Below are 19,301 nucleotides of genomic sequence, written 5' to 3'. Positions count from 1 at the left end.
TTGGGCTGTGAAAATTAACCCTAACAAAGGATGAACTTTGCCCCTGCCGGGCGATTATGGTTTCTAATCCGTTAAGACGAAGACCCCTATCCGCGTCATTTCGGGACAGACCGCCATGAACCTGCCAGATCGCCATCTGCTCCTCGGCATGACCCTGGGTGCAATTTGCGCCACCGCCCTGGCGGCCATCGGCCCCGGCATGGTGCTGCAGGCCTTCGGTGACGAAGGGGTGATCACCGGCGTCGATGCTGCCCGCCTCGTTCGGTTCGAGGGGCGCAAATACAATGTCGATTACGAAGACTGGGTCGCGACCGATCCGCTTTCGACGACGCGGGTCAAGAAGGTGGAAGCCGGCAAGGTCAGCTATGTGACCATCACCACCACCGCAACCGGCACCTATTCGACCGACGCCATTTTCTCCCCGCATGTTCAATATCCGGGGATCAGCGTCGAACCTGTCAAACCGAGCGCAAACCGCTTCTCATACTGGACCAACGGCAAATGGTCCGGTTTCAGCACGCGCAGTGCCGGCTCGTTCAGCTATTACGGCGCCTGGCGCCACTGAGCCCTAGCCGAACAGCCAGCCGCGCTTGAACTTGTAGAAGACGTGCAGCCCGATCTGGGTGACCTTGTTCATGCGCGGCGCCCAGGCGGGACGCACATAGGTTGCGTGATAATGCGTCGCATCGGATACTTCGGTCAGATAGAGCTCGCCAGCGGTGAAGCGATTGGCGATGTCCTCGGCCTGTGCCCATGACTGGCGATCATTGATCGTCTCGGGAATGCCGTCACAGGCAAAGGAGAACTGGCAGGAATTGCGCCGGTTCTGGTTCTGGAACACGACACCGCAGATGGTGTCGGGATAGCGATGATCCTTGACGCGGTTGAGCACCACCTGGGCCACGGCCACCTGGCCGCGATAGCTTTCGCCGCGGGCTTCGAAATAGATCGCCGTTGCCAGGCACCAGAGTTCCTTGTCCGACACCTTGACGACCGGCCCGCTGGAAAAGCCGCCGGTGACGGGCGCAGTGGCGCGAGCATAAGCCAGTTGTTCGGAGGGCAGGACCGGCAGGGGCGTGCCCGATGCCGGCGCGATGCCGGCAATGGCATCAAGCGCCGAGGCCGTGGAAGGGTTGATGGCAGCGACCGACATGCGCGGTCCATATTCGACATCGCCGGTTGCCTCGACGGTCACGTCAGCCAGGCGCGACTGGCCGAGATCGGTCGGATCGGCGGCACCGGTACGCAGCGCGGCCAGCCGGGTGCGGACTTCGGCGAAGCTGCGCGATATGGCGAGCACGTCCACGGGCGGGCGCAGGCGATCGGTCTTTTCGGCGCGATTGGGGCCGGTGAAGCTGGCGGCATCGAACAGGTGATCGACAGAGCCCGTAATGACCGGATCGATACCCGAATAGGAGATGCTGGCGGCGACCAGGTCGATTTCGGGCGGCAGGGCGTCAGCCAGTCCGCTGGCGGGGCCGAAAGCGCCGTTGGTCAGGCCCGCATAGGTCAGGCCACAAAAAATCCCGACGACCAGAAACCTGGTGAAGGGATGTCGGCGAGCCGCTCTGACCGGACGCGAATGCGCCACCGGCCGGTGGGATGAAGCCATTAAACGCTACTCAACACTACGCAACACAACTACTGATCGGCGAAAGTGACGCTAAAATGCCGACAGTCGTAATGATGTCTGATTAGGGTTAGCAGCGGGTAAACGGGGTTTGCGGCACAGCCATGGACCAACCAAGGCGCTGGCTGGGCATAAATGTGAATGGTCGCTTTGTCGCACTTCGAGGTGTTCCGCAAAGCGGATGAAAGGCTCCAGTGGAGCCTTTCAAACCAAGAAGGCCATGAGAGCTGTGCTTGGATGGCAAGGATGGCAGAATAGCCGGCCTACACGCCACACGCCGCCCGCACTGGCGCCACCTGGTCAACAAAGCCATCGACCCGATAGCGGACCGAGAGCGAGCGCGAGTTCACCGGCGTCACACGCACCGTCAGGTTGGTCGCGCCTTCCAGGCTCTGGATGAAAGCCAGCGCGTCCGGGGTATTGTCCAGCAGGATGGCGGTATTGTCTTCGTTGACCGGGAGGGTGCGGCTGCGCGCGGCCTGCAGGTCGAACTGCCAGGTGATCCCCGCATCATTGCCCAGGGCCGACATGGTATTGCCGGCAAAAGCGAATGCCACGCTCAGCACCCCGGCGTCGCAGGCAACGGTAATGGTGGCAGCGCGGCGGCCATTGGGTCGGGCGGGAATGAGCTGCTCGGATTCAAAGACCAGCTGCGTGTCGCCAGCCTCACCGGTGGGAGCGGCGAAGGCTGCGTCGAAGCAAGCCAGACGTTCGGCATCGCCGGCAATGGTGGTGCATTGCGTGCCCGTTTGCTGGGCCATGACGGCAGGTGTCGAAAAAACCACAATCGGCAACAGCGCCAGAACCGGCAATAATTTCACGTTGCTAACATCTCCCCTGCGTCGGCGGGCATGCCGACCTCGTCCCCTCTATATGGGGATCGCGCTCGCGCTATTTAAGCAGAAGCCTGCGCCAGCGTCAGCCTCGCCACCGGCACACGATAGGGTGAGCAGCTGACATAGTCGACGCCCAGTCCGGCAAAGAATCTGAGGGATGCGGGGTCGCCGGCATGCTCGCCGCAGATGCCGATCTTGAGGCGGGGATTGGCCGCCCTGCCCCGCTCGATGGCAATGGCGATCAATTCGCCCACACCCTTTTCGTCGATGTTGACGAAGGGATCGCGCTCATAAATCCCCTTCCGCTGGTATGCGGCCAGGAAAGTGGGCGCATCGTCACGCGAAATACCAAAGGTGGTCTGGGTCAGGTCGTTGGTGCCGAAGGAAAAGAAGTCGACCATCTGGGCGATATCGGCCGCCCGCAGGCAGGCGCGGGGCAGCTCGATCATGGTGCCGAAGGAGAACTTGACCCGGTCGGTGCGCAGGAGACCCGAATTGGCTGCAATGGCGTTGACCCGGTCACGCACCCAGGCCACCTCGCTGGCCGTCGAGACGAACGGCACCATAACCTCGACGGCCACCGGCTCGGTCTGGGTTTCGCTGGCAGCCCGCGCACCAGCCATGAGCGCCTGCATCTGCATCTGCAGCATTTCGGGATAGGTGATCGCCAGCCGTACGCCGCGGTGGCCCAGCATGGGGTTGATCTCGGCGATGCGGTCGAGGCGCAGCCGCAGCGCGCGCACGGCAAGGCCGAATGAGGCCGCGGTCTCCTCGATCTCTTCATCGGTGCGGGGCAGGAATTCATGGAGCGGCGGGTCGAACAGGCGCACGGTCACGGGCAGGCCGTTCATGGTGGAGAACAGCGCTGAATAGTCCCCGGTCTGGTAGTCGACCAGGCCATTGATGGCGCGGTTCCGGTCTTCCTCGTCTTCGCTCAGGATGACGCGACGCAGCGCTACCATGCGCTCGGGCGAAAAGAACATGTGCTCGCTGCGCGCAAGGCCAATGCCCTCGGCGCCGAAGCTCAGCGCCGTCCTGGCCGATTCGACCGTTTCCACATTGGTTCGCACGGCGATGGTACGGCTGGCATCCGACCAGCCGAGCAAGGTGCCGATGGCGCCGCCGATATGGGGCTGGGCGAGCGGCAGCATGCCCATATAGACATGCCCGTCGCTGCCATCGATGGTGATGCGGTCGCCGGTGCGGAATTCGCGATCGCCGATGCGGCACACCATTTCCGCCGTGTCGACCGACATTGTGCGCACGCCGGCAACGCAGGGCTTGCCCGTGATCCGGGCGATGACGCCGGCATGGCTGGACATGCCGCCGCGGGCGGTCAGGATGCCGGTCGCCGCCTTCATGCCTTCGATATCGGCCGGACCGGTTTCGTTGACGACGAGAATGCAGTGCTTGCTGCGCGCACGCATCCGCGCGGCATCCTCGGTGTTGAACACGATGACGCCGCTGGCGGCGCCGGGCGACACGCCCAGGCCCGTGGCAATCAGGGCCGCGCCCTCGGCAGATTTGAGGCGCGGATGCAGCAATTGCGTCAGGCGGGTGGGGTCAACACGGGTCACCGCATTCTGCGCCGACCATATCTTGCGATTGACCCGGTCAACCGCCGCTTCCAGCTCGGCCGCCGCCGTGACCTGGACGGGTCGAGCGGAGAGAAACTGCACCTGGCCGCGCTTGATGGCGACGAGGCAGTTCATGTGCCGGCCCGCCTTGGCATCGAGCAGGGTCACCAGGGCATCGATGGATTCGGACATGCGCGGCAGCGGCGCGCCATTGACCGGCGCCGGCCCCATCGCCCCCGTCACTGCGTGACGGGTAAGGAACTGCTCGATCTCGCCGTCGGCCGCGGCCTGTACCAGCACGATCTGCCGGCCACGATCCTCGTCGGGACGACTGGTCCAGCCCTGGCCGAAGCCATAGCTGTCAAAAGCTGCCTTGATGGCCTTGGCCAGCGGCCGGGTTGGATCGACCGAATCTTCCGGATTGGCTGGTGCGGCAATGCCCAGCTTGGCCGGCATCAGCCCGCCATTGTGGGCAGCTGCCGAAGTTCGCACCACCAGCAGGGGCGGTACGGCATCCTTGCCCACCAGCTTGAAGAGGCAGGCGACCCAATGGGTCCGGAGCTTGTGTTCCTTATGCGCGCGCTCGCCCTGCAGGGCTTCCCATGCGGCGCGGGTCAGCGCGATGGTCGGCACGGTGGGGAAACCGGCTTCCCCGACCCGGAAAATCCAGCGCGCCTTGCCGCTCAGCAGCTTGAGCTGGCTGGCGGACAGGTTCGCCTTCCCCATGGCCGGGGCAATCGCGAACATTTCCTGAGCCAGACTCACCGTTAAGCCCTTGCCTTAATTGCGTGCGCATCATGCCTGCGCAGCTTTGGCGCTGCAACAAGACTTGACTTGCGCCTGCCACGAAAGCATCTGACTGATATGGAAAAGCGGCCACAACTAGACATTCTGCTGTGTGCCCCGCGCGGATTTTGCGCGGGGGTCGATCGGGCCATCCAGATCGTAGAGCTGGCGCTGGAGAAATACGGCGCGCCGGTCTATGTGCGCCACGCCATCGTGCACAACAAATATGTCGTGGACGGCCTGCGGGACAAGGGCGCGGTGTTTGTCGAAGAGCTCAGCGAAATCCCCGAAACCGACGCCCCAGTGGTGTTTTCGGCGCATGGCGTGCCCAAGTCGGTGCCCGCGGACGCCAAAAGCCGCAACATGTTCTTCCTCGATGCCACCTGCCCGCTGGTCAGCAAGGTGCATGTGGAAGCCCAGCGTCATTTTGCCGAGGGACACGAGATCGTGCTGATCGGCCACAAGGGCCATCCCGAGGTCGTTGGCACCATGGGCCAGTTGCCACCCGGCGCCATCAGCCTGGTCGAGACCGTGGCCGATGCCATGGTGTTTCAACCGCGCGACCCGCAGACACTGGCCTTCGTGACGCAGACAACTCTTTCTGTGGACGACACCAAGGAAATTGTCGCGGCGCTCAGGTCGCGTTTCCCGGCCATTAACGGGCCGCACAAGGAAGATATCTGCTACGCCACCACCAACCGGCAGGAGGCCATCAAGGCGGTCGCGCCAGAGGTGGACGCGATGATCGTGGTGGGTTCGCCCAATTCGTCCAATTCGCTGCGGCTGGTGGAAGTGGCGGAACGCGCCGGCTGCAAGGTCTCGATGCTGGTTGACCGGGCGTCGGAGATCGACTGGAGCCGGCTCGAGGGTATTCGCACGCTGGGTGTTTCGGCCGGTGCCTCCGCTCCGGAAAAGCTGGTGGACGAGGTGATCGAAGCCTTTGCGCAGCGCTATGACATCAAGGTCGAGGCGCGCGTCACAGCCAAGGAGAACATCGCCTTCAACATTCCGCGTGAGCTGCGCGCCATCGAAGCCGCCGTCGCACGATGAGCGATCTGGATCTGCTCGAGACCGAGCGCCTTGTGCTGTCCGGCTGGCGCATGGACCAGGTCGATGACCTGGTGCGCCTGCATGGTACCGAGGATATCGCGCGCTACCTTTCCGTCAGTGGTGCGCCATGGTCGCGCGAGCAGGCGGAGGCGGCCGTCGCCCACTGGATCGACCTGTTCGAAACCCGCCGCCTGGGCAAGCTGCGGCTCACGCGCAAGTCCGACGGCGCCCTTGTCGGCCGGGCCGGTTTCGGCATTTATCCCCCTACCGGAGAGCCTGAGATAGGCTACGCGCTGTTTCAACAGCATCACGGGCAGGGCTATGCGACCGAGGCGGCGACGGCGTTACGCGACTGGATCTTCCGGGACACCGACGCCAGCCATTTCATTGGCTTCGCCGATACCCGCAACGCGCCCTCGCTCGCCATCCTCCGCAAGATCGGCATGGTCCCCACGCGGGTCGAGGTCGAGCCAAACGGGCTCCTCTGCCAGTTCCACATCTATGAGCGCCCCAAGGCCCATGACTGACACCGTCATCATCCACACCGACGGCGCCTGCTCGGGCAATCCGGGTCCCGGCGGCTGGGGAGCCATCCTCGAATATGGCGGACACACCAAGGAATTGAAGGGCGGCGAAGCGCTGACCACCAATAACAAGATGGAGCTGACCGCCGCCATCGAGGCGCTGAACGCGCTCAAGCGTCCCTGCACGGTCGAGATCCATACCGACAGCCAATATGTCAAGAACGGCGTACAGAGCTGGATGCATGGCTGGAAGCGGAATGGCTGGAAGACCGCCGACAAGAAGCCGGTGAAGAATCTCGAACTCTGGCAGGCGCTGGACGAGGCCACCAAGCGACACAAAATCGACTGGAAATGGGTCAAGGGTCACGCGGGGCATGAGCTGAACGAGCGCGCCGACCAGCTCGCCAATGAAGGCATGGCGCCGTTCAAGACCAAGCGCTGATCGGGCGGGCTAGGCCCGCTTCGGCAGCAGGTGCTTTACGGCCTTCCAGGCCGGGGCCACGACATAGCCGACAACCGGGATCAGCAGGGCGCCGAGCAGCAGGCCGATAACGAAGTCCACAGCCGCCGTGGCGAACCAGCCGGCCACACCGGCAATGGCCGGAAAGGCCTGTTCGGCCCAGTGGGCTGCAGCCTCGATGATATGCTCGGGGCCATCGATGCCGAACTCGTAAAGGCCATGCGCGACGATGCTGCCGCCCACCCAGGTCATGGCGGCGGTACCGACGACGCTGAGAATCTGCATGAAGACCGGCATGCCGGTCACCAGCCCGCGCCCGAAGCCGCGGCCCAGCCCGGTGCGTGCGTGTCGCGCCAGCCAAAGGCCCAGGTCATCGCCTTTGACGATCAGCGCCACAACGCCATAGACGGCGGCCGTAATGCCGATGCCGACGACAGCCAGGATAGCGGCGCGTGTCCAGAAGTTGTCGACCTCGATGGCGGCCAGGGCGATGGTCATGATCTCGGCCGACAGGATGAAATCGGTCTGGATGGCGCCGGCAATTTTCTGGTCTTCCACCGTCTCGGCGCCCAGCGCCACTGGCTCGAGACCTGCCTCATGATGCTCGGCCTCGTGTGGGGCGAGCATATGAAACACCTTCTCGGCGCCTTCGTAGCAGAGATAGGCGCCACCCAGCATCAGCAGCGGCGTGATGAGCCAGGGCAGGAACAGGCTCAGCAGTAACGCGGCCGGCAGCAGGATCAGCAGCTTGTTCTTGATCGAACCCCAAGCGATCTTGCCGACGATGGGCAATTCGCGATCGGCCGTGAAGCCATCGACATAGCGCGGCGTCACCGCCGCATCGTCGATAACCGCGCCGGCGGCCTTGACCCCGGCCTTGGCCGCCTGCCCCGCAACATCGTCAAGCGAGGCCGCCGCGACCTTTACCAGGCCGGCGACGTCATCGAGCAGGGCAAGAAGACCAACACTCATCGCCCTGCGCCCCTAGCCCGCGATCTTGGAGAAGTCGGCCACCAGATGCATGGTGTCGCGAAGGCGGCTGAGCAGGTTGAGCCGGTTAACGCGGACCATGGAATCCTCGTCATTGACCATCACGGCGGTGAAGAAGGCATCGACAGGCGCCCGGAGCGTCGCCAGTTCGGCCATGGCGCCCTTGTAGTCATTGGCGCTGACATGGCTCAGCACGGCAGCGTGGACGGCATCGACGGCAAAGGCCAGGTCGGTTTCCTCGGGCAGGCGCAGCAGCCCCTGATCGACGGCGCCCCTATAGGTCAGATTGAACTTCTTTTCCTCGGCCGCCAGGATGTTGGCGGCGCGGCGGTAGCCGGCGAGGAGGTTGACGCCGTCGTCGGAAGACAGCAGCTGCGACAGCGCGCCGACGCGCTGGGTGATTTCGAGGATGTCGTCGCTCTCCGCCGAAATAACGGCGTCGACGAGATCGTGGCGGGCACCCGCGTCGCGCAGCGTGCCCTTGAGCCGGTCATGAAAAAAGGCCAGCAGGTCGGGCTCCACCCGGAGCGGGAAGCGCAGGCCGTTCTCGGCGATGATGCGGATCACGCCCAGAGCCGCACGGCGCAATGCGAACGGGTCGCGCGAGCCGGTCGGCTTTTCGTCAATGGCCCAGAAGCCGGTCAACAGGTCGAGCTTGTCGGCCAGAGCGACGGTGATCGAGACGGGCTCGGTGGGCACGCTGTCGGTGGGGCCGAGAGGCTTGTAGTGCATCTCGACGGCCGTCGCGATATCGGCTGGTTCGCCCTGCGCCGCGGCATAGTAGCGGCCCATCAGGCCCTGCAGTTCGGGAAATTCGCCGACCATGCCGGTGGTGAGGTCCGCCTTGGCGAGCATGGCGGCACGCTTGGCACGCTCGGGATCGGCCCCGACCTTCGGGGCAATCTCCGCCGCCAGCTTGACCAGGCGCTCGACGCGGGCGAACTGCGTTCCCAACTTGGCGTGGAACACGGTTTCCTCAAGCTTGGGCAGGCCGTGTTCGAGCGGCAGCGCCAGGTCACCACGATAGAAGAAGGCCGCGTCGGACAGGCGCGCACGAATGACGCGCTCGTTGCCGGCAATGATCACCGCGCCGCCATCGCTGGCCTCGGTATTGGCGGTGATAATGAAATTGGGCGCCAGCTTGCCGCCGGCATCGCGCAGGCAGAAGCACTTCTGGTTGGCGCGAATGGTGGCGATGATGACTTCCTCTGGCAGTTCGAGGAAGGCGGGATCGAAGGACCCCATCATCACCACGGGCCATTCGACGAGGCCTGCCACTTCTTCGAGCAGGCCCTCGTCGGCGATCACCGTCAGGCCCTGGGCAAAGGCCAGTTGCTCGGCATCGGTCTGGATGATGTCCTTGCGGCGATCGATATCGAGCACCACCTTGGCGCGCTCCAGCGCCGCCGCGTAGTCGTCAAAGCGGCGCACGCGAATCGGCTCGGGCGCCAGGAAGCGATGCCCGAACGTGGTCTGGCCGGAGGCCAGCTCGTTGGAATCGAAGGGGATGACGACCGGCTCTTCGTTTTCCGCGCCGAAGGTGGCGGTAATGGCGCGCAGCGGGCGCACCCAGTTGAAGCTGCCGCTGCCCCAGCGCATCGACTTGGCCCAGGGAAAATCGGTCAGGATTTTCGGCAGGATGGCGGACAACAGGTCCACCGCCTCGGCACCCGGCTTGTTAATATGGGCGACGTAGAAGTCGCCCTTCTTGGGGTCGCTTTCGACCTTGGCCTGATCGATCGAGCTGAGACCCGCCGAGCGCAGAAAGCCGTCGATGGCCGGCTGTGGTGCGCCGACCTTGGGGCCCTTCTTTTCCTCGCGCGTATCGGGCGAGCGGCCCGGCAGGCCGGTCACGGTCAGCGCCAGCCGGCGCGGCGTCACGAATGCCTTGGCGCCCTCGTAGACCAGCCCGGCATCGACCAGCGCATTGGTCACAGCCTTCTTGAGATCATCAGCCGCGCGCCGCTGGAAGCGGGCGGGGATTTCCTCGGAAAAGAGTTCGAGCAGCAGTTCGGGCATGGTGGATACCAGGGTTGGAAAGCGCGGGTTTGCTTAGCTTGGGCAGGCCGGGATGTCTATTGGCGATTACCAGCCGCCACCGCCACCACCGCCTCCGCCGCCACCGGACGATCCACCACCGCCGCCGCCCGAGCTGAAGCCGGACGAGCTGGCCTGCACCGGCTGGGCGGCAACCATGGCCGCCGTCATGCCCGCCGCCGCGGCGCTGATGGAGTTGGATATCTTGCCGGGAGAGAAGGAAGTGCTGCCCGAATACCAGCGCGGCTGGTAGATCGCGCCGTGCTCCACATCGCTCACCGCATTGCGCGCCAGCTCACCCTCGAAGTGTTCCGACCACGGCTTTTCCACACCCAGCGCAATGGCATAGGGCAGGATGCGCTCGAAGCGGCTGATGGTCATTGGCGGTTCGCCGACAATGTTCATCCGCTCCTTTTCGGCCGTCTCCAGGTAGAGCTTGAAGCCCTCGATCTGGTCCATGACCTTGCGACCCTGGATGGTCGGCGCGCGCATCAGCACGGCAAAGACCACGGTGAGCAGAACAATGGACGCAGCGGCAATGGCAGCGGTGTTCACCGTCAGCTGGGTGAACATCTCGATGCCACCACCGACGAAATTGAACCCGACGATGCCGATCCAGAGCAGCAGGAAGAAGCGCCGGAAACCGCCGCCCTTCCACATGGCATTGGCGACTGTGCCGAACAGGCCCAGCAGCACGCCGGCCACCACGCCGACCACCAGCCAGATCGGCTCCAGCGCCTCAAACCAGACCATGGCGGCGAGCACGACGAGGGCGATCAGAAAGCCCAGCGCGGCATAGCCTACATTGTGGTTGAACCAGACACTGCGGTTTTCGCTCTCGATGGCCGTCTGGAATGCCACGCGCTGCTTGGCCAGTTCGACGCCGTTGCTCTTGTCGACGCTCACCGTGCCCCTGGACTGGAGATAGCGAAACAGCTTCTGCTCACCCGCCGGGAGCGGCTCGTCTGGAGACTTTCCGGTGACCTCGACCGAGAGACCGCTTTCGGGATTGTCGATTTTCACCAGCCCCTTGACCCCGAGGTCAAACAGGGTGGCGGTGAAGGCGGTCCATTCATGGAAGCCCCAGCGATGCACATAGTGTGTCAGCGCGGGCGAGAAATCCTTGGGGGGGTGGAACAGGGGAATAATCGTACCCTTGGCCGGGTCGCGGCCCACCCGGTTCCAGGCAATCAGGTTATAGGCCAGCACCAGTATCACGCCGAGAATTGGCAGGATGATCTCGCGCATGTCGGACAGCCATTGCAGCAGGGCATTGGCGCCGCTGGGTGGGACCAGGATGCCCTTCTGGAACTTGACCGCGAAGCTCATGCCCTCCCCCGCGGCAAGGGCGCGGTTGGTGCGGAAGGTCGCGGTATTGTCGGTGTTGCGCGTGATGGTGACGGCCTGCTCGGTGGAGCCGACGGGGCCGGTATAGGCAACCAGATCGGAGATGACCGCGCCGTCCGGCAGCGTCACCCGCGCCACGGAACGGACAATGGGGAATATCCAGTAATTGCCGGTGGCGTTCCAATAGAGCTCGTCATGCTCGGCAAAGCTGCGGGCCATGCGATCCATTGTGTAGGTCAGGACATAGCGATGCTGGCCGCGGGCGATGAACTGCTCGCTGTTGCCGATCCAGATGCGGACGAAATTGCCCATGCGCTCGGTGCGGAAGGGCTCGTCATTCCCGTCGCGGGTGACGGTTTCGACCACCAGGCCCGAGCGGATCTTCTGGCCGGAAATGGACAGCTGCACGGTGGGGATGTCGCGATAGATGCCGCGCCTTATGTCGATGCCTTCGGCATTGACATCGATGGTTTCAACGACCCGGACCGAGCCATCGTTGCGCAGGGTTATATCGGCAATGAAGCCCGAGATTTCCTCGCGCGCCGACACCGGCAGAGCCAGCGTCAGCGCGAGCAGCGCAGCGAGGACGAAGCGAAGCAGCAGGCGCATGGCGGCTCAGAACTTGACGGTCGGGACGGCCCGGTCGGCCTCGTTCTCAAGCTCGAAATACTGCGCCTTGCGGAAGCCGAAGGGGCCGGCGATGAAGTTGGAGGGCACGGATTCGACCATGACATTCATGTTGCGAACGGCGCCGTTGTAATAGCGGCGGGCCATCTGGATTTCGTCTTCCACGGTCTGCAGGGCTGCCTGGAATTCGAGGAAGGTCGTATTGGCCTTGAGGTCTGGATAGGCCTCTGCCGTGGCGATGAGCCGGCCCAGGGCCGAAGAGAGCTGGCCTTCGGCCGCGGCGCGCTGCTCGGGCGTGCCATTGGCGGCGGCCGTGGCGGCGGCACGGGCATTGGTCACGGCCTCGAGCGTCTCGCGCTCATGGCTCATATAGCCCTTCACGGTTTCCATCAGATTGGGGATGAGATCGGTGCGGCGCTTGAGCTGGACGTCGATGCCGGACCAGCCCTCTTCCACCATCTGCCGGTTCTTGACGAGCCCGTTGTAGATGACGACGGCGTAGGCTGCGGCCGCAACGACCAGGCCCAGAATGATCCAACCGAACATATGTAGCTCCCTCAAGCGCACCAGCAATTGCCGCGGACATTGGCACTCTGCCAGCAGGCGCGCAATGGGATTGCTCGGCTACTCCGCGCCGCCGCCCGCGGTCTGCAGCCAGGCCTCGCCACAGCTCTTTGCCAGTTCGCGGATGCGAAGTATGTAGCTCTGGCGCTCGGTCACCGAGATGACGCCGCGTGCATCGAGCATGTTGAAGTTGTGGCTGGCCTTGACCACCTGCTCATAGGCCGGAATGGCCATGGACTGGCGGTTGGCCTCGGCACCCTTGGCGAGGATGGCCCGGCATTCCTGCTCGGCATCGGCAAAATGGCGAAACAGGATTTCGGTGTCGGCGACCTCGAAATTGTACTTCGAGGATTCCTGCTCGTTCTGCAGGAAGACATCGCCATAGGTGACCTTGTCGTCGCCTTCGCGGCCATTGAAATTGAGGTCGTAGACGTTTTCAACGCCCTGCACATACATGGCAAGCCGTTCCAGACCATAGGTAATTTCGCCCGGCACCGGCGAGCATTCAAAGCCGGCCACCTGCTGGAAATAGGTGAACTGGCTGACTTCCATGCCGTCGCACCAGCATTCCCAGCCCAGGCCCCAGGCGCCCAGAGTGGGGCTTTCCCAGTCGTCCTCGACGAAGCGGATATCATGCAGGGCGGCGTCGAGACCGATCTCGGCCAGCGACTGCAGGTAGAGCTCCTGGATATTGGCCGGCGAGGGCTTCAGGATTACCTGGAACTGGTAATAGTGCTGCAGGCGATTGGGGTTTTCGCCATAGCGTCCATCCTTGGGGCGACGGCTGGGCTGCACATAGGCGGCCTTCCACGGCTTGGGGCCAAGAGCGCGCAGGGTGGTCGCGGTATGAAACGTGCCGGCGCCCATCTGCATGTCATAGGGCTGCAGGATGACGCAGCCCTGCTCCGCCCAGAAATTCTGCAGCGTGAGAATGAGGCCCTGGAACGAGTTCCGGGGGTCCATATGCGACGGGCGGTTGGTCATCTGGCAGTCCCTGCTAGTTGGGACAAACCTCTAGTTTGGCCGCCGGTTACGGTCAACGGCGTTTGTCGTCGTCGCCCGGGCGGAAGGTGCCGTCGTCGTCGCGCTTGAGGTCGATGACGCCGGGTTGGGCGCGTTCGCGCAGGTCGCGTTCGCGGCGCAGGCGCTTGGCTTCCTGCTCCTCGGCGTTGAAATGGCCGGTCCAGTCGCGCCAGATTCTGCGGAGCCCCCAGAGGATAGCCAGGCCGATGACAGCGATGATAAGGACGCGCCAGATCATAGGCCGAACCTCGCCCAGATCGAGCGATCCTCGATGGTGGCGGCGATATCCCCGCTGATTCCGTTGGAGAATCCGAGGCGCGGGATACCGAACCATGGGCGTTTGGGCTCGATCATCTTGAGGTCGATCTCCTTGCCGTAGCGGGTGTGGAGTGTCTCGTGGATATCGCCGATGGCGTCGACGAGGCCGAGCTCCAGACCGCGCATGCCGGTCCACCATTCGCCGGTGAACAGCACGTCGTCAGCGGCCTTGAGCTTGCTGCCCCGCCGCTTTTTCACCACGTCTATGAACACGTTATGAATGTCGAGTTCGACCTGTTTGATGCGCTCGATATCGCTCTTCTTTTCCGGCAGGAAAGGATCGAGCGTCGACTTGTTGCTGCCCGCAGTATGGACGCGCCGCTCGATGCCGAGTTTTTCCAGCGTACCGACAAAGCCGAAGCCGGCCATGATGACGCCGATGGAGCCGACGATCGAGCTGGGATCGGCGATGATCTCGTCACCGGCCACCGCGATGAAATAGCCACCCGATGCCGCGGCGTCTTCAACGAAAACCAGCACGGGCTTGTTGTGCTCGTCGGCCAGGTCGCGGATGCGCTTGGCGATCAGCCGGCTCTGCACGGGCGAACCGCCCGGCGAATTGACGATGATGGCCACGACCGGCGCCGCCTTGATGGCGAAGGCGCGCTTGAGCAGAGGGCCGACGGTCGCGATGTTGAGGCGCCCCTGGCGCTGCTCGGCGGCAATGACGCCATGCAGGCGCACCACGGGGATGGGGGTCTTGCCGCGGCCGGTGAGGCGCTGCAGCCAGTTCCATTTGGGCGTGGTCAGTTCGATGGCCATGCGCGATCCTTTTGCTTCGCGGCCAGATTTAGGGCCTTGCCGGGCCGATTACCAGACAAGCCGGGCCTGGCCACGAAAGATTGCGTCGAAGTCCGGTTGGAAGGCGCGGCCTGTGACCTCGTGGAGAGGCCGGCTGGCCAGGAGGGTCAGCGGCGCGCGCGAGCCCTTGATTCCCCGCAGCAGCACCCGGCTGGCCGGCTCGCCCGGGCGCGGGCTCAACGGCAGCACTGTGATGGCGCCGAAGCGCTGCTCGAAGCCGGCAAGGAGCGGCGAAAGGCGTTGCGCGGGATAGACGAAGATGACCTCGCCGCCGCCGGCAGCGGCGCCGGCCGCCGTCTTGATCCAGCGATCGAGCGTTGCGGCGTCCATGTGCCGGGAGCCGGCGCGGCCGGCATCTGTGGCCAGGGTGCCGGCGCCATCGGCGAAGAAGGGGGGATTGGCGATGACGCTGTCGAAGGCGTTTTCCGCTAGGCCGGCCGCCTGACGCTCGCTTCCCTTGGCGGCCACGTCCGCCAGAATGATGCGTGCACGCGCCGCGAATCCGTTGGCGGCCGCATTGGCCTCGGCCAAAGCGAGCATCTCGGCGTTCTGTTCGGCCAGCGTGCCGGCAAGTTCGCCATGATGCGTCATGGCGACAAAGGCCGCAGTGCCGACGCCGCAACCGAGGTCGAGCAGGCTTTTGCTGGTGGCCGCGACGGCCGCGCCCAGCAACACGCTATCCAATCCGGCACGGAAACCGTGCTCAGGCTGCGACAGAGTGAGCCGACCACCCAAAAAGGCATCGCGTGTTACCGATTGGTGTTTTACAAAGCTATGAGGCTGGTCTAGGGACATCGCACCCTGAAAGGCCGGTTTTGCGCGACCTTACATGCGCTTGTGCAGCAGGCTCAACCAGATTTGCTAGGCGGCAAACGAGGACGGAACAACAGTGTCAGTTCTGACGCAGATGAGAGAAGCGCCTTCGGCCAACCCGATCGAGCGGCTGCTGGCGGCGACCGAGGCTGACATGGCCAAGGTGAATGCGCTGATTCTCAGCCGCGCCGATTCTCATGTCGAAATGGTGCCGGAGCTGGCGCGCTACCTCATCGAGAGCGGCGGCAAGCGCCTGCGTCCCATGCTGACCGTGGCGGCAGCCCAGCTTTTCGGCAAGGGCACGGGCTCGGCGATCAATTTCGCGGCGGCCGTCGAATTCATGCACAATGCCACCCTGCTGCATGACGACGTTGTCGACGAGAGCGACATGCGGCGCGGCAAGCCGGCGGCCCGCATGGTCTGGGGCAACAAGGCTTCCATCCTGGTGGGCGACTTCCTGCTCGGCCAGGCTTTCATGATGATGGTTGAAACCGGCGATATCGGCGCGCTCGGCGTGCTGTCCGCCGCTTCGGCGGTGATGGCCGAGGGCGAAGTGTTCCAGCTGGCCAAGACCGGCGACCTGACCACCACACCGGCCGACTATGCCGAAGTGATCCGCGCCAAGACCGCGGTGCTATTCGAGGCGGCCTGCGAAGTGGGCGCCATGTCGGGCGGCGCCGATGCGGAAGGCCGCAAGGCACTGGCGCGTTTCGGGCTTGAACTGGGCAATGCGTTCCAGCTGGTCGATGACGTGCTCGACTATGGCGGCCAGTCCGGCACGCTGGGCAAGAATACCGGCGACGACCTGCGCGAGGGCAAGATGACCCTGCCGGTGATCCTGGCCCTGAGCGAAGGCAGCGAGGCCGAACGCGCCACCATCACCAAGGCGCTGGGCGATGCCGAAGCCACGGCCGAGCAGGTTGCCGAAGTGGTGGCGATCATGGAACAGCACAAGACGCTGGCCCGCACCATCGACCAGGCGCATGGCCATGCCCGCTCGGCGCAGCAGGCGCTGGACGTGCTGCCGGAGTCCGAGATGCGTGCGCTGCTGAGCGACGTGGTCGAATTCAGCGTGATCCGGGCTTACTAGGCGGCGATTTTCACAGTCCACCGCGCGTCACCCTCGGGCTTGACCCGAGGGCTCTTCACTTATCGATCGGCCCCTAGAGTACAGACCCCTCGGGTCAAGCCGGAGGGTGACGATCTGTGCGTTGGGGGCATTCGCGCTAGGGCACCAGCAATGGCGCAGCCGCCACCCAGTGATCGGGATGCGCCGCGCGCATGACCTGGGCGGCCTGGTGGGCCTGGCCGGAGGAGCCGAACAGGCCGAAGACCGTGGCGCCCGAGCCCGACATGCGCGCCAGGATGCAGCCCTGTGTCTCGGCCAGCTGGGCAACGATATCACCGATGATGGGCACGAGCTTGACGGCCGGCGGCTGCAGGTCGTTGCGGGTTTCGGCCAGCCAGATGCCCAGTTGCGCCGGACGCGTCAGCGGCGAGGGCAATTCGGGCAGCGGATAATTGTCATGCGCCCGCAGCCGCCGGAACACGTCGGCGGTGGCCAGCGGCACCATGGGATTGACCAGCACCAGGTGGCAGGCGGGAAATTCGGGGAGCGGTGCCAGCACCTCGCCCACGCCGCGCGCGACCAGCGGGGCCGATACCAGACAGGCGGGCACGTCCGCGCCAAGGCGTGCGGCCATATCGGCGAGCTCGGCTACGGCGATGGGCTGGCTGGAAAGGCTCGCCATGAGGCGCAGGGCCGCCGCGGCATCGGCCGAGCCGCCGCCAATGCCGGCCGCGACGGGCAGGTTCTTGGTGAGGCGCAGGGCCAGACCGGTCGTCACGGCCTCGGGCCAGCGGGCGCGGAAGGCGGCCACGGCCCGCGAGACCAGATTGCTTTCCCCGGCGCCCAGCCCGGCGGCAAAGGGCCCCGAGATGTGCAGGGTGTCGGCAGGGGCGGGAACCGCTTCGAGTTCATCGGCCAGGTCGGCGAAGACGACAAGGCTTTCGAGATCGTGATAGCCGTCCTCACGCCGACGCGTCACGTGCAGGGCAAGGTTTACCTTGGCCGGCGCGAGCTGGACGAAGGGTGCCGTCATGAGTGCTATTCGGTCTCGTTGGCTTCGGTCAGCCCATCGGCGAGCTTGGCCGCCACGCGCTCCTTGACGTTGCCGGTCTCATCGACCGAGGCGGCGACATTCCACTGGAACCGGGCTTCGAGCTTGCGGCCGGCCTTCCAATAGGCATCGCCCAGATGGTCGTTGATCTCGGCATCGTTGGGGCGCAGCAGCACGGCGTGCTCGAGCGTCTTCACCGCCTCCTCGATGCGGCCGAGCTTGTAGAAGGCCCAACCCAGCGAATCGACGATATAGCCATCCTGGGGCTGCGCCTCGACGGCCTTCTCGATCATTTCGAGGGCCGGCTCGAGGTTCATATCCTGGTCGATCCAGCTATAGCCGAGATAGTTGAGCACGGCCGGCTGATCGGGATTGAGCTCGAGCGCCTTGAGGAAATCGGCTTCGGCCTTGGGCCATTGCTTGGCCCGCTCATAGGCGATGCCGCGCACATAGTAGAAGCGCCAGTCGGCAGGGCTGTCGCCACCGGTCAGGGCCAGTGCCTTGCTATAGGCCTCGGCGGCCTCGAGATATTGCTCGTCATAGCGCAGCAGATCGCCCAGCACGGACACCGCGTCGAGATCGCCGGGGCGGCTGGTGACGATATTACCAAGACGGCGCAGGGCTTCGGGGCGATCGCCCTTGACGTCGAGGTTCTGCGCGATGCGCACCACGGCCGTCGGCTTCATCGGCGAGGTCACCGGCACTGCGTCATATATGGCGTTGGCCGCGTCGTGCTGGTTGGCGCTGTCGAGCAATTGCCCGAGGGCCAGCGCGATGACGTCGGCGGAGGGGTCGAGATAGAGCCCCATGCGCAGGAAGACCAGCGACAGGTCGAGACTGCCATCGCGCGACAGGGCAACGCCGATGCCATGGAACATTTCGGCGGCGCCGACCTGTACATTGGAGGCAAAGATGCCCGGGCGCTGGCCGGCCTCGATCTGCTCCTTGACGATGGTGACGACCGGATGGGTGATGCCCTGGTCCTCGAAAGCGGCGATCACGTCACGCGCTTCTTCGGTGCGCCCGGCATTGGCCAGGATGCGCGCATAGACCTCAGCAATGCGGGCCACATAGGGCTCGGCCTCGAATGCGCGGGCGGCAAGGGCAATGGCGCCTTCGGTATCGCCGGAGGCCTCAGCCATCAGCGCACGGTGGAACACGAGGAAGTCTTCGAGTCCCGACTGGCCGAGCTTGTCGAGCACGGCATCGGCTTCCGCCTTGCGGTTATCGCCCACCAGGGCCCAGGCATGCAGGATGCCCGCGGTTATGCCGGTGAAGCTGTCCTGCCCGATGGCACCCAGCATCTGCTCGGCAGCCGCATAGCGGCGCTCCTTGAGCGCCTCGGTGGCGACAACCAGCTCGGCAAGTTCGTTATTGGGATCGAGCTCAAGCAGGTGCTTGGCGGTCGAGGCCGCCTGGCCGACCTGGCCATCGGCGGCATAGGCGATGAAGGCGCGCTCCACCAGCACCGGATTGTCCCAATCGGCCTGGGCGGCCTGGGCGAAATAGCGGGCCGCCTCGTCGGTGCGCAGATCCTGCAGCGCCTGCTGGCCGGCCATATAGGAGCCGGTGACGCTGATGCGGAACAGGGGGAGCAGGTTGAACTGGGTCAGGGGATTGGACTGCGCGGTCTGGACGGACTGGGCCGATTGCGCGGCCTGGACCATAGGGGCCGAGGTCGAGAGGAGGATGGCAACCAGCGCCGGACGCGCGAAGCGATGCAGAAGCGATATCACGAGGCTCGAAACTCCCTTGGCCGGTTGGGCCCGTTCTGGCGGCGAAGATTGTCCGTTTTGGG

The 19,301-nt window shown here is 64.6% G+C and carries 18 protein-coding genes; 5 read left to right on the top strand and 13 right to left on the bottom strand.

All coding sequences use genetic code 11. From position 1 onward, the window contains the following. Positions 1-115 precede the first annotated feature (115 nt). Entirely contained in the window at positions 116-565 is a 450-nt protein-coding gene (locus ACLI1C_RS05730; RefSeq protein WP_411395905.1) for a hypothetical protein, read from the top strand. 3 nt (positions 566-568) lie between these two features. On the opposite strand, the gene ACLI1C_RS05725 is transcribed toward ACLI1C_RS05730, so the two are convergent. The 3 genes from ACLI1C_RS05725 to ACLI1C_RS05715 all read right to left on the bottom strand — a co-directional run bounded on the left by ACLI1C_RS05725 (position 569) and on the right by ACLI1C_RS05715 (position 4,790). Next, complete coding sequence (locus ACLI1C_RS05725; protein WP_411395904.1) at positions 569-1,612, bottom strand: cell wall hydrolase; 1,044 nt, start codon at positions 1,610-1,612, stop codon at positions 569-571. A 281-nt stretch (positions 1,613-1,893) separates the two neighbouring features. Then, positions 1,894-2,391, bottom strand: a complete 498-nt coding sequence (locus ACLI1C_RS05720; RefSeq protein WP_411395903.1) for a hypothetical protein — start codon at positions 2,389-2,391, stop codon at positions 1,894-1,896. Positions 2,392-2,525: 134 nt separating this feature from the next. Beyond that, entirely contained in the window at positions 2,526-4,790 is a 2,265-nt protein-coding gene (locus tag ACLI1C_RS05715) for a putative PEP-binding protein (RefSeq protein ID WP_411395902.1), read from the bottom strand. 117 nt (positions 4,791-4,907) lie between these two features. Here ACLI1C_RS05715 and ispH point away from each other — a divergent pair, with 117 nt between their 5' ends. Genes ispH through rnhA form a run of 3 tightly spaced genes read left to right on the top strand, consistent with a single transcriptional unit; the run spans position 4,908 to position 6,845 of the window. Beyond that, on the top strand, positions 4,908-5,879 hold the full coding sequence (ispH, locus tag ACLI1C_RS05710) for a 4-hydroxy-3-methylbut-2-enyl diphosphate reductase (RefSeq protein ID WP_411395901.1): 972 nt from the start codon (positions 4,908-4,910) through the stop codon (positions 5,877-5,879). Next, positions 5,876-6,406, top strand: a complete 531-nt coding sequence (locus ACLI1C_RS05705) for a GNAT family N-acetyltransferase (RefSeq protein ID WP_411395900.1) — start codon at positions 5,876-5,878, stop codon at positions 6,404-6,406. Before ispH ends, ACLI1C_RS05705 begins: the two co-directional genes overlap by 4 nt. After that, entirely contained in the window at positions 6,399-6,845 is a 447-nt protein-coding gene (rnhA, locus tag ACLI1C_RS05700; protein WP_411395899.1) for a ribonuclease HI, read from the top strand. The genes ACLI1C_RS05705 and rnhA overlap by 8 nt, the downstream gene beginning before the upstream one ends. Before the next feature lie 9 nt (positions 6,846-6,854). Here the strand turns inward: rnhA and ACLI1C_RS05695 are convergent, their stop codons facing one another. The 8 genes from ACLI1C_RS05695 to ACLI1C_RS05660 all read right to left on the bottom strand — a co-directional run bounded on the left by ACLI1C_RS05695 (position 6,855) and on the right by ACLI1C_RS05660 (position 15,242). After that, positions 6,855-7,835 (bottom strand): DUF808 domain-containing protein, encoded by a 981-nt coding sequence (locus ACLI1C_RS05695; RefSeq protein ID WP_411395898.1) that lies wholly within the window; start codon positions 7,833-7,835, stop codon positions 6,855-6,857. Positions 7,836-7,847: 12 nt separating this feature from the next. Then, positions 7,848-9,872 carry a glycine--tRNA ligase subunit beta gene (glyS, locus tag ACLI1C_RS05690; RefSeq protein ID WP_411395897.1) on the bottom strand — a complete coding sequence of 675 codons (2,025 nt, stop codon included), beginning with the start codon at positions 9,870-9,872 and terminating at the stop codon, positions 7,848-7,850. 66 nt (positions 9,873-9,938) lie between these two features. Continuing rightward, a complete protein-coding gene (locus ACLI1C_RS05685) occupies positions 9,939-11,846 on the bottom strand; it encodes a DUF2207 domain-containing protein (RefSeq protein WP_411395896.1) in 1,908 nt (635 codons plus the stop codon). Positions 11,847-11,852: 6 nt separating this feature from the next. Beyond that, positions 11,853-12,410, bottom strand: a complete 558-nt coding sequence (locus ACLI1C_RS05680; RefSeq protein WP_411395895.1) for a LemA family protein — start codon at positions 12,408-12,410, stop codon at positions 11,853-11,855. Positions 12,411-12,488: 78 nt separating this feature from the next. Beyond that, positions 12,489-13,412: a glycine--tRNA ligase subunit alpha gene (locus tag ACLI1C_RS05675; RefSeq protein ID WP_411395894.1), complete on the bottom strand. Its 924-nt coding sequence runs from the start codon at positions 13,410-13,412 to the stop codon at positions 12,489-12,491. A 52-nt stretch (positions 13,413-13,464) separates the two neighbouring features. Next, positions 13,465-13,689 carry a hypothetical protein gene (locus ACLI1C_RS05670; protein ID WP_411395893.1) on the bottom strand — a complete coding sequence of 75 codons (225 nt, stop codon included), beginning with the start codon at positions 13,687-13,689 and terminating at the stop codon, positions 13,465-13,467. Next, positions 13,686-14,531, bottom strand: a complete 846-nt coding sequence (locus tag ACLI1C_RS05665; protein ID WP_411395892.1) for a S49 family peptidase — start codon at positions 14,529-14,531, stop codon at positions 13,686-13,688. Before ACLI1C_RS05665 ends, ACLI1C_RS05670 begins: the two co-directional genes overlap by 4 nt. A gap of 48 nt (positions 14,532-14,579) precedes the next feature. Continuing rightward, positions 14,580-15,242, bottom strand: a complete 663-nt coding sequence (locus tag ACLI1C_RS05660) for a methyltransferase (protein ID WP_411395891.1) — start codon at positions 15,240-15,242, stop codon at positions 14,580-14,582. Positions 15,243-15,477: 235 nt separating this feature from the next. Here ACLI1C_RS05660 and ACLI1C_RS05655 point away from each other — a divergent pair, with 235 nt between their 5' ends. Continuing rightward, positions 15,478-16,473, top strand: coding sequence for a polyprenyl synthetase family protein (locus ACLI1C_RS05655; protein WP_411398232.1), 996 nt, complete (start codon positions 15,478-15,480; stop codon positions 16,471-16,473). 136 nt (positions 16,474-16,609) lie between these two features. Here ACLI1C_RS05655 and ACLI1C_RS05650 read toward each other — a convergent pair whose 3' ends face one another. Beyond that, positions 16,610-17,485, bottom strand: a complete 876-nt coding sequence (locus tag ACLI1C_RS05650) for a 4-(cytidine 5'-diphospho)-2-C-methyl-D-erythritol kinase (protein ID WP_411395890.1) — start codon at positions 17,483-17,485, stop codon at positions 16,610-16,612. Positions 17,486-17,490: 5 nt separating this feature from the next. Continuing rightward, complete coding sequence (locus tag ACLI1C_RS05645; protein ID WP_411395889.1) at positions 17,491-19,239, bottom strand: tetratricopeptide repeat protein; 1,749 nt, start codon at positions 19,237-19,239, stop codon at positions 17,491-17,493. Between the last annotated feature and the right edge of the window lie 62 nt (positions 19,240-19,301).

The sequence above is a fragment of the Devosia sp. XGJD_8 genome, from assembly GCF_046614475.1.
In the GTDB taxonomy this organism is placed as follows: domain Bacteria; phylum Pseudomonadota; class Alphaproteobacteria; order Rhizobiales; family Devosiaceae; genus Devosia.
This window is presented reverse-complemented; position numbering and strand designations above follow the sequence as displayed.

Excerpts from the sequence above, each read along its gene's own strand:
- ACLI1C_RS05730 (WP_411395905.1), top strand. The coding sequence starts at position 116 with ATGAACCTGCCAGATCGCCATCTGCTCCTCGGCATGACCCTGGGTGCA.
- ACLI1C_RS05725 (WP_411395904.1), bottom strand. The coding sequence starts at position 1,612 with ATGGCTTCATCCCACCGGCCGGTGGCGCATTCGCGTCCGGTCAGAGCG.
- ACLI1C_RS05720 (WP_411395903.1), bottom strand. The coding sequence starts at position 2,391 with ATGGCCCAGCAAACGGGCACGCAATGCACCACCATTGCCGGCGATGCC.
- ACLI1C_RS05715 (WP_411395902.1), bottom strand. The coding sequence starts at position 4,790 with ATGTTCGCGATTGCCCCGGCCATGGGGAAGGCGAACCTGTCCGCCAGC.
- ispH (WP_411395901.1), top strand. The coding sequence starts at position 4,908 with ATGGAAAAGCGGCCACAACTAGACATTCTGCTGTGTGCCCCGCGCGGA.
- ACLI1C_RS05705 (WP_411395900.1), top strand. The coding sequence starts at position 5,876 with ATGAGCGATCTGGATCTGCTCGAGACCGAGCGCCTTGTGCTGTCCGGC.
- rnhA (WP_411395899.1), top strand. The coding sequence starts at position 6,399 with ATGACTGACACCGTCATCATCCACACCGACGGCGCCTGCTCGGGCAAT.
- ACLI1C_RS05695 (WP_411395898.1), bottom strand. The coding sequence starts at position 7,835 with ATGAGTGTTGGTCTTCTTGCCCTGCTCGATGACGTCGCCGGCCTGGTA.
- glyS (WP_411395897.1), bottom strand. The coding sequence starts at position 9,872 with ATGCCCGAACTGCTGCTCGAACTCTTTTCCGAGGAAATCCCCGCCCGC.
- ACLI1C_RS05685 (WP_411395896.1), bottom strand. The coding sequence starts at position 11,846 with ATGCGCCTGCTGCTTCGCTTCGTCCTCGCTGCGCTGCTCGCGCTGACG.
- ACLI1C_RS05680 (WP_411395895.1), bottom strand. The coding sequence starts at position 12,410 with ATGTTCGGTTGGATCATTCTGGGCCTGGTCGTTGCGGCCGCAGCCTAC.
- ACLI1C_RS05675 (WP_411395894.1), bottom strand. The coding sequence starts at position 13,412 with ATGACCAACCGCCCGTCGCATATGGACCCCCGGAACTCGTTCCAGGGC.
- ACLI1C_RS05670 (WP_411395893.1), bottom strand. The coding sequence starts at position 13,689 with ATGATCTGGCGCGTCCTTATCATCGCTGTCATCGGCCTGGCTATCCTC.
- ACLI1C_RS05665 (WP_411395892.1), bottom strand. The coding sequence starts at position 14,531 with ATGGCCATCGAACTGACCACGCCCAAATGGAACTGGCTGCAGCGCCTC.
- ACLI1C_RS05655 (WP_411398232.1), top strand. The coding sequence starts at position 15,478 with ATGAGAGAAGCGCCTTCGGCCAACCCGATCGAGCGGCTGCTGGCGGCG.
- ACLI1C_RS05650 (WP_411395890.1), bottom strand. The coding sequence starts at position 17,485 with ATGACGGCACCCTTCGTCCAGCTCGCGCCGGCCAAGGTAAACCTTGCC.